7 protein-coding genes and 1 tRNA gene are annotated in these 7,313 nt (G+C 60.8%); 4 read left to right on the plus strand and 4 right to left on the minus strand.

Going from position 1 to position 7,313, the window contains the following annotated elements; genetic code table 11:
- The first annotated feature begins 9 nt into the window (after window positions 1-9).
- The 4 genes from V6R85_RS20490 to V6R85_RS20505 all read left to right on the plus strand — a co-directional run bounded on the left by V6R85_RS20490 (window position 10) and on the right by V6R85_RS20505 (window position 3,734).
- Window positions 10-933, plus strand: a complete 924-nt coding sequence (locus V6R85_RS20490) for an ABC transporter permease (RefSeq protein WP_003506054.1) — start codon at window positions 10-12, stop codon at window positions 931-933.
- A complete protein-coding gene (locus V6R85_RS20495; protein ID WP_129565244.1) occupies window positions 926-2,569 on the plus strand; it encodes an ABC transporter ATP-binding protein in 1,644 nt (547 codons plus the stop codon). The genes V6R85_RS20490 and V6R85_RS20495 overlap by 8 nt, the downstream gene beginning before the upstream one ends.
- Window positions 2,566-3,447 carry a dihydrodipicolinate synthase family protein gene (locus V6R85_RS20500; protein WP_111792394.1) on the plus strand — a complete coding sequence of 294 codons (882 nt, stop codon included), beginning with the start codon at window positions 2,566-2,568 and terminating at the stop codon, window positions 3,445-3,447. Before V6R85_RS20495 ends, V6R85_RS20500 begins: the two co-directional genes overlap by 4 nt.
- Before the next feature lie 197 nt (window positions 3,448-3,644).
- Window positions 3,645-3,734 (plus strand) — tRNA-Ser (locus V6R85_RS20505).
- Window positions 3,735-3,848: 114 nt separating this feature from the next.
- On the opposite strand, the gene V6R85_RS20510 is transcribed toward V6R85_RS20505, so the two are convergent.
- The 4 genes from V6R85_RS20510 to V6R85_RS20525 all read right to left on the minus strand — a co-directional run.
- Window positions 3,849-4,778, minus strand: coding sequence for a sugar phosphate isomerase/epimerase family protein (locus V6R85_RS20510; RefSeq protein WP_111792410.1), 930 nt, complete (start codon window positions 4,776-4,778; stop codon window positions 3,849-3,851).
- A gap of 55 nt (window positions 4,779-4,833) precedes the next feature.
- Window positions 4,834-5,775: a sugar phosphate isomerase/epimerase family protein gene (locus V6R85_RS20515; protein ID WP_087746098.1), complete on the minus strand. Its 942-nt coding sequence runs from the start codon at window positions 5,773-5,775 to the stop codon at window positions 4,834-4,836.
- 78 nt (window positions 5,776-5,853) lie between these two features.
- On the minus strand, window positions 5,854-7,026 hold the full coding sequence (locus V6R85_RS20520; RefSeq protein WP_080864716.1) for a Gfo/Idh/MocA family protein: 1,173 nt from the start codon (window positions 7,024-7,026) through the stop codon (window positions 5,854-5,856).
- 83 nt (window positions 7,027-7,109) lie between these two features.
- Window positions 7,110-7,313, minus strand: a 204-nt coding sequence (locus tag V6R85_RS20525) for a TIM barrel protein (RefSeq protein ID WP_336377182.1), incomplete at its 5' end; no start/stop codon positions are given.

The following is a 7,313-nucleotide window of genomic DNA, read 5'->3' on the forward strand; positions in this document are numbered from 1 at the left end:
CCTTCAGCCATGAGCCTTTCCAACGCCGACACCGAGATCATAGCCGAACCCTCCTTCGCAACGCGCATGCTGCGCATGTTGTGGGCGGATAAATTCGCGCTCTGTGCCGCGGTCTTCCTTATCATCGTCGTTATCCTCGCTTTTGTCGGCCCGGCATGGCTCGGTGATCTCGCGACGAAACAGAACCTGCGCGGACGCAATCTCGCCCCGTTCGACTGGCAGCGCGAGTGGTATTTCTGGCTGGGGGCGGATGCGCTCGGCCGTTCGCTTCTCGCGCGCATCGTCGCCGCCACGCAAAATACGATGATGATTGCGGCCGGCGCAGTGCTTCTTTCCGCCATAACCGGCACCGTGCTCGGCCTGATTGCCGGTTTTTCCTCAAACCGTGTCGGCCAGATCATCATGCGGCTCGCGGATGTGATCATGTCGTTCCCGTCGCTCTTGATCGCGGTCATCGTGCTTTATCTGCTCGGCTCCTCCATCCTCAATCTGATGCTGGTTCTCGCCATCACCCGCATTCCCGTTTACATCCGCACCACAAGGGCCGAGGTGCTGGAGGTGCGCGAACGCATGTTCGTGCAGGCAGCGCGCGTGATGGGCGCATCCGGCAAACGCATTCTGTTCCGCCACATCCTGCCCGTCGTGCTGCCAACACTGACGACGCTCGCAACGCTGGATTTCGCCTATGTGATGCTGGCGGAAAGTGCTCTCTCCTTCCTCGGAATTGGCATTCAGCCGCCGGAAATCACCTGGGGCCTGATGATTTCGCAGGGGCGGCAATATCTCACCAATGCCTGGTGGCTGTCGTTCTGGCCGGGGCTCGCCATCATCCTCACCACCCTGTCGCTCAACCTGCTTTCCAACTGGCTGCGTATCGCGCTTGATCCCGTGCAGCGCTGGCGGCTGGAAATGAAAGGCCGCAAGCATGGCTGACCATCTTCTCGACGTGCGCAACCTTTCCGTGGAGTTCCACACCGCAAGCGGTATCGTCCATGCGGTGAAGGATGTCTCCTACCATATCGACCGCGGCGAAACGCTGGCTATCCTCGGCGAAAGCGGTTCGGGCAAGTCGGTATCATCGTCAGCCATCATGAACCTCATCGACATGCCGCCCGGGCATATCAGCAGCGGCCAGATACTGCTCGACGGTCAGGACCTTCTGACAATGCCGGTTGAAGCGCGCCGCGAGATTAACGGCCGGCGTATCGCCATGATCTTTCAGGACCCGCTCAGCCATCTCAATCCCGTCTATACCGTCGGCTGGCAGATCCGCGAGGCGATGACCACCCATGGCATGGACAAGGCAAAGGCCGAAGCGGAAGCGAGGCGGCTGGTCGCGCGCGTCGGCATTCCCGATCCCGACCGGGCGCTCAAGAAATATCCGCACGAATTTTCCGGCGGCCAGCGCCAGCGTGTGATGATCGCCATGGCGCTTGCGCTTCGGCCTGATCTCCTGATCGCCGACGAGCCGACCACCGCGCTTGACGTGACGGTGCAGGCAGAAGTGCTTTCGCTGCTCAAGGAATTGCAGCGGGAGACCGGCATGGCCGTGCTCATCATCACCCATGATCTCGGCGTTGTCGCCGAAATTGCTGATCGGGTGGTAGTGATGGAAAAGGGCGTTCTGGTTGAGGCCGGCACGGTTCGTGAGGTCTATCGCAATCCGCAGCACCCCTATACCCGCAAGCTCATCAGCGCCGCACCCGGCAGAGGCGAAATGCACGAGCCGCAGGCGGCGGGCGAAGCGCTGCTCAGCGTGCGCGACGTGCGCAAGCGTTACGGCGCCTTCGAGGCGCTGAAGGGTGTTTCCTTCGATCTCATGGCCGGGGAAACCATTGCCGTTGTCGGCGAAAGCGGCTCCGGCAAATCGACGCTCGCGCGCATTCTCCTTCGGCTCGACGAGCCGGATGCGGGCAGCGCCTCGTGGAAAGGTCGCGATCTCTTCAAGCTTTCGCCTGCGGAACTCTTTGCGCTCCGGCGTGATCTGCAGATGGTGTTTCAGGACCCCACCCAGTCGCTCAATCCCCGAATGACGGTGTTCCAGCTTATTTCCGAAGCCTGGGTCATCCATCCCGATATATTGCCCAAAGCGAAATGGCGCGAACGGGTCGCGGAATTGCTGCATCAGGTCGGCCTTTCGCCGGAACATATGCGCCGCTATCCGCATCAGTTCTCCGGCGGCCAGCGGCAGAGGATTGCCATTGCCCGTGCGCTGGCGCTGGAGCCGAAGCTCATCATCTGCGACGAGGCGGTCTCGGCGCTCGACGTTTCGGTTCAGGCGCAGGTTATTGCGCTTCTGGACAAGCTTCGCCGCGAGATGGGCCTTTCTTTCATCTTCATCGCTCATGACCTGCCCGTGGTCCGGGATTTTGCCGATCACGTCATGGTCATGCAGCGGGGAGAGGTGGTGGAGTTCGGCACGGTTCGGCAGGTTTTCGAGGCGCCGCGCGAAGCCTATACGCGTGCGCTCCTTTCGGCCAGCCTCGATCCCGACCCCGATATGCAGCCTACGCGTCGTCCGGCCGGCGCCGATCACACTATTGGAAATCCAAGCGGAGTTCTTTCATGACCAAACAAGCCTTCGTCGCGCTCGTCACCTGTTTCAACGAAGACGAAACCATCAATTACGAGGCGACACGCGCGCAGGTGCGCCGCCAGGTGGCGGCCGGCAACAACATCATGTGCGCCGGTACCAATGGCGATTTCACCGCGCTGACGCACGAGGAGAAGGTCCGGCTGACCGAAGAGGTGGTGGACGAAGTGGCAGGCCGCGCCCGGGTTATTGTCAATGCCGGCATGCCCGCCACTTACGAAACCCTGCAGCTCGCCGAGGCCTTCGACCGCATCGGCGTCGATGGCATCGCCGTCATCACACCCTTCTTCATCGCCTGTACGCAGGACGGGCTGATCCGCCATTTTTCGACGGTGGCCGACGCCGTTGAAACGCCGATCTATCTCTACGACATTCCCGCCCGAACCCAGAACCACATAGAGCCGGAAACCGCCCGCAAACTCGCGGCCCATGGCAATATCGCCGGTATCAAGGATTCCGGCGGTGCACAGCAGACGCTGGAGGCCTATCTTCAGGTGGCAAAGGAGATGCCCGGTTTCGAGGTCTATTCCGGCCCGGACCACCTCGTTCTCTGGTCGTTGCAGAACGGTGCCGCAGGCTGCATTTCCGGCCTCGGCAACGCATTGCCGGATGTGCTCGCCGGCATTCTCAGTGCTTTCAACGCCGGTGACATCGCTGAGGCCGAACGCCAGCAGGCAATCTACGCCGACTTCCGCACTGATCTCTACGCACTCGGTTTCGCACCGGCCATGGTCAAACGCTCGCTTTATCTTCAGGACTCTTCCGTCGGCGCCAGCCGCCAACCGGCTCTTCTGCCGGATAAAGAGCAGGATGACAGAATCGTGGAAATCTTGCGGCGTTATCAACGGCTCTAACGCCGCTGCCGAATATGACGCGCACCGTCGCGGTTCGTGCGCGTCACGTCAAAATATCCGCCAAAAACAGCCAGAAGCCGAAGCATTTCCCCAGCCTCATCCATGACGAATAATTTGTGACACAAACACGAAATTCCCCTTGTCAGTCACGCCATTGATGTTTAAGAGGAGCGCGCAACGCAAGCGTTCGCGCATGCGGAGAGGTGGCAGAGTGGTCGAATGCACCGCACTCGAAATGCGGCATACCTGCAAGGGTATCGTGGGTTCGAATCCCACCCTCTCCGCCATAGGACGCTTCGTTTCGAAGGTCTTTCACTGAGAAAACAAGCTCGCCAGTTATTGCTGGCTCGCCGCACCGGGATAATCATTGGGACAGCTCAACGGTCTATCTTGTGTCCGTTTCAGAACCCATTCTCAGCGAGAAACGCCCTGCTGGCCGCCAGATCATCCAGAACGCCGCCGGCATTGCGCGGATCGCGCTCCTGTTCGATGGTGATATAGCCGCCATAGCCGAGTTCCGTCAAAAGGCTGCGGATGGCCGGATAATCGATTGAGCCGCGACCGATCGGGCACATGACGCCTTTGGCGCAGGCGTCGAAGAAGCGGATACGTTCTCCCATAACCGCATCAAAAACCGTGGCGTCGATATCCTTGAAATGAATATAGTCGACACGATCCCAATAGCGGCGAAGCGTGGCGACGGGATCCATGCCGGAATAGGCCATATGGCCGGTATCGAGGCAGAGGCCAGCCAGATCTGCGGGAATGTCCTCAACGATCTGCTGCAACTCATCGGCAAATTCGATGTAGCCGCCGGCATGGGGATGGATGGTGGCGCGCACGCCGTATTTTTCACGGGCGAGCGTTGCGATGGCGCGGATGTTTTCCACCATGCCGTTCCAGGCGTTTCCATCGAGGCGCGGCGCGCGGTCGGAATGGCCGGCGGCATAGTCCCGCTCGTCATGTCCCCAGTCCATCACCGTCAGATAGGGGGCGGGAAAACGCTGGCCGGCATGGGTTTCGGGTTTTGGCAGGCGGGTGATCAACGCACAGATCTCGTCGGTCTGGCGCAACAGGTTGCGGCGGTTTTCCGGTGAGACCAGATCGTCGAAGATCGTACCGGCGACGATCTTCAGGCCGCGCTCATTGAGCGCCTGTGAAACCCGCTTGAGATCGAGCGGCAGATAACCGTAGGGGCCGAGTTCCAGACCGCCGAAACCGGCGGCCTTCGCCTCGCCCAGCACCTTTTCCCAATGGGGTAGATGGGGATTTTTGACGTCGTCGACGCCCCAGCAGCAGGGAGCGGTGGTGATGGTGATCTGGTTGGTCATGGCATCCTCGTGGCGCAATTGACGCCGGGCCGCCTTCTGCGGCCCGGAGCAGGTTTCAGCGGCTGATGGTGGCTTGCAGGGCGTCGATGGAGGACTGGATGCCCGCCTCGGTGGACATGGTGAAATCTTCCATTTCGAGGCTCACCCAGCTATTGTAACCGGCCATGCGCACGACGGAGAAGAACTCCTTCCACCATTGCAGGTCGCGGCCGGCGCCTACCGCCACATAGTTCCAGCTGCGATTGGCGACGTCAGTCACCTCCTTCAGCTCCAGCAGACCGTTCACATCCGCCAGTCCGCGTTCGATGCGGGTGTCCTTGCCATGGCAATGGTGGATTGCGCCGCCCAGTGCGCGGGCCGACGCGATGGGATCGGCCCCCATCCACATCAGATGCGACGGATCGAGATTCATGCCCACCGTCGGGCCGACTTCGTTGCGCAGGCGGAACAGGGTTCCCGGGTTCCAGACGAGCATGGCCGAAAAATTCTCGAGCGCATATTTTTCGACGCCCGCTTCTTTCGCGAGCTTCACGAGCCCATGCCAGAGGGGGAAAGCGCGATCTTCCCACTGGTAACGGTCGCGCTCTGGCATCTCGTTCGGCCAGCTCTTGGTGTAGACGAGCCAGTTCGGCACGGTATCGCCGGGCGCCGCCTCCGGCAGGCCGGACATGGTGACGATCTTCGTCACGCCGATTTCACCGGCGAGCCGAACGGTGTCCTGCATTTCCTTCAGGTGGCGCTTGCCCATATCGCCGGGATCGAGCGGGTTGGCGGAGCAATTGAGGGCGGCGATTTCGAGGCCGCGGGCCTCGATTTCCTTGAGCTTGGATTTGAGGAGCCCCTTGTTCGCCAGAAGTTCGTCCGCCCGGAAATGCGGGCCACTGGACCAGCCGCCTCCGGTCATCTCGATGCCTTCGACGCCAAGCGCGACGCATTTGTCGAGCATATCTGTGAAGGACAAGTTCGCCATGACATCAGTACAAATCGCGAGTTTCATCGTGTTGTCTTTCCGAAAAATATGGGGACGCGCGTGAGGAGGAGGACGGGAGAGTGGTCCGGCGCGCCCCCGAACTGGTTATGCGAAGTCGACCCAGGCGGCGCCGGCATCGGCCGAGCGGACGCAGTTTTCCAGCCAGCGAACCCCTTCGGTGCCGGCCGTGATGCCGGGATAATGGTGGGTTTTCAGAAAGGCCCTGTCACCGCGATTTGCTGCGTCGATCGCCTGGGCGATCCAGAGGTAGATGTTCGACCAGCTGTCACCGAGGCCTTCGGTATGCAGCGCCCCCATACGATCGATGGCGAGGCTTTCCTGTTCCAGATAAGGCATGCCGTGGTGTAGGATGCGGCCGGGTTCGCCCTGAACCTCGTAGATCAGTTGGTCGGGGTGGGAATCAGACCATTCAAGCGAGGCCTTGGAGCCAACGAAGCGGTAACGCTGCGATCCCATATTGCCGGCATTGACGGAGGAGACCCAGAGGCGGCCGCGTGCGCCATTGTCATAGTGCATCAGAACGGTGGCGTGGTCTTCCAGCGGGGCGCGGGTGGGGATGAAGGCCTTACGGTCGCAGAGCAGCCGTTCCACCTTCATATGCGGCAGCACGACTTCCGAGAGATAATAAAGATGCGTGCCGATATCGCCCAGCACGAAGGTCGGGCCGGCGGTACGGGGATTGGTGCGCCATTTGACGGCCTCGCCCGCGCCCACATCGTCACCGGCATTGAAGCCGTGGGTATATTGCAGGTCAACGATACGGATGTCGCCCAGCATTCCCTTTTTGACCATGGCCGCCATCTGGTGGACGAGTGGATGGCCGGTAAAGCCATAGGTGACGCCGACGATCAGGCCCTTCTGTTCGGCGAGCCGCGCCACTTCATCGCATTCCGCCACGGTGAAGAACAGCGGTTTCTCGCAGACGACATGCAGCCCGGCTTCGAGGCAGGCCTTGGTGATCTCATAATGGGTGAAATTGGGGGTGGCGATGGAGACGACGTCCACGCCGTCTTCACGGGCGGTTTCACCCGCGATCAGCGCCTTGTAATCCGCATAGCAGCGCTCCGCCGCCACGCCGAGATTGACGCCGAAATCGCGGCCCCTTTCGGCATCGAGATCGAAGGCGCCCGCGACGAGCTGGTAGTTGCCGTCGCGCAATGCGCCGGTGCGGTGTTTGTAACCTACCTGTCCCGTGCGTCCGCCGCCCACCATGGCCCAGCGCAGCGGGCGTGAAATCAGTCTTTCTCCGTTGATCATGTCAATCGCCTTTCAATTTGATGTTCCGAATGGTCTGTCGCGTGAGGCAAGGCCTGCCTCGTCATCAGCGCCGGTTTGCCGCGTTATTTCTTGAAATAGAGGTCGATATAGTCCTGCATCTTGGCTCGCATGAACTTGCTCGATTCATCCGCCCTGTCCTCCCAGGCGAAGACGCAGGAGGTCATGATGCCGTCGAAACCGATTTCGGAGAGCGTGCCGAAGAAGTCGTCCCACGGCACTTCGCCCTGGCCGATATTCAGATGCTGATGCACTCGCGCCTGCGTGCC

Source organism: Agrobacterium sp. CCNWLW32, assembly GCF_037083425.1.
Classification (GTDB): Bacteria; Pseudomonadota; Alphaproteobacteria; order Rhizobiales; family Rhizobiaceae; genus Agrobacterium; species Agrobacterium radiobacter.

What these genes read in the sequence shown, in the direction of transcription:
- V6R85_RS20490 (WP_003506054.1), top strand. Translation starts at nt 10, where the DNA reads ATGAGCCTTTCCAACGCCGACACCGAGATCATAGCCGAACCCTCCTTC.
- V6R85_RS20495 (WP_129565244.1), top strand. Translation starts at nt 926, where the DNA reads ATGGCTGACCATCTTCTCGACGTGCGCAACCTTTCCGTGGAGTTCCAC.
- V6R85_RS20500 (WP_111792394.1), top strand. Translation starts at nt 2,566, where the DNA reads ATGACCAAACAAGCCTTCGTCGCGCTCGTCACCTGTTTCAACGAAGAC.
- V6R85_RS20510 (WP_111792410.1), bottom strand. Translation starts at nt 4,778, where the DNA reads ATGACCAACCAGATCACCATCACCACCGCTCCCTGCTGCTGGGGCGTC.
- V6R85_RS20515 (WP_087746098.1), bottom strand. Translation starts at nt 5,775, where the DNA reads ATGAAACTCGCGATTTGTACTGATGTCATGGCGAACTTGTCCTTCACA.
- V6R85_RS20520 (WP_080864716.1), bottom strand. Translation starts at nt 7,026, where the DNA reads ATGATCAACGGAGAAAGACTGATTTCACGCCCGCTGCGCTGGGCCATG.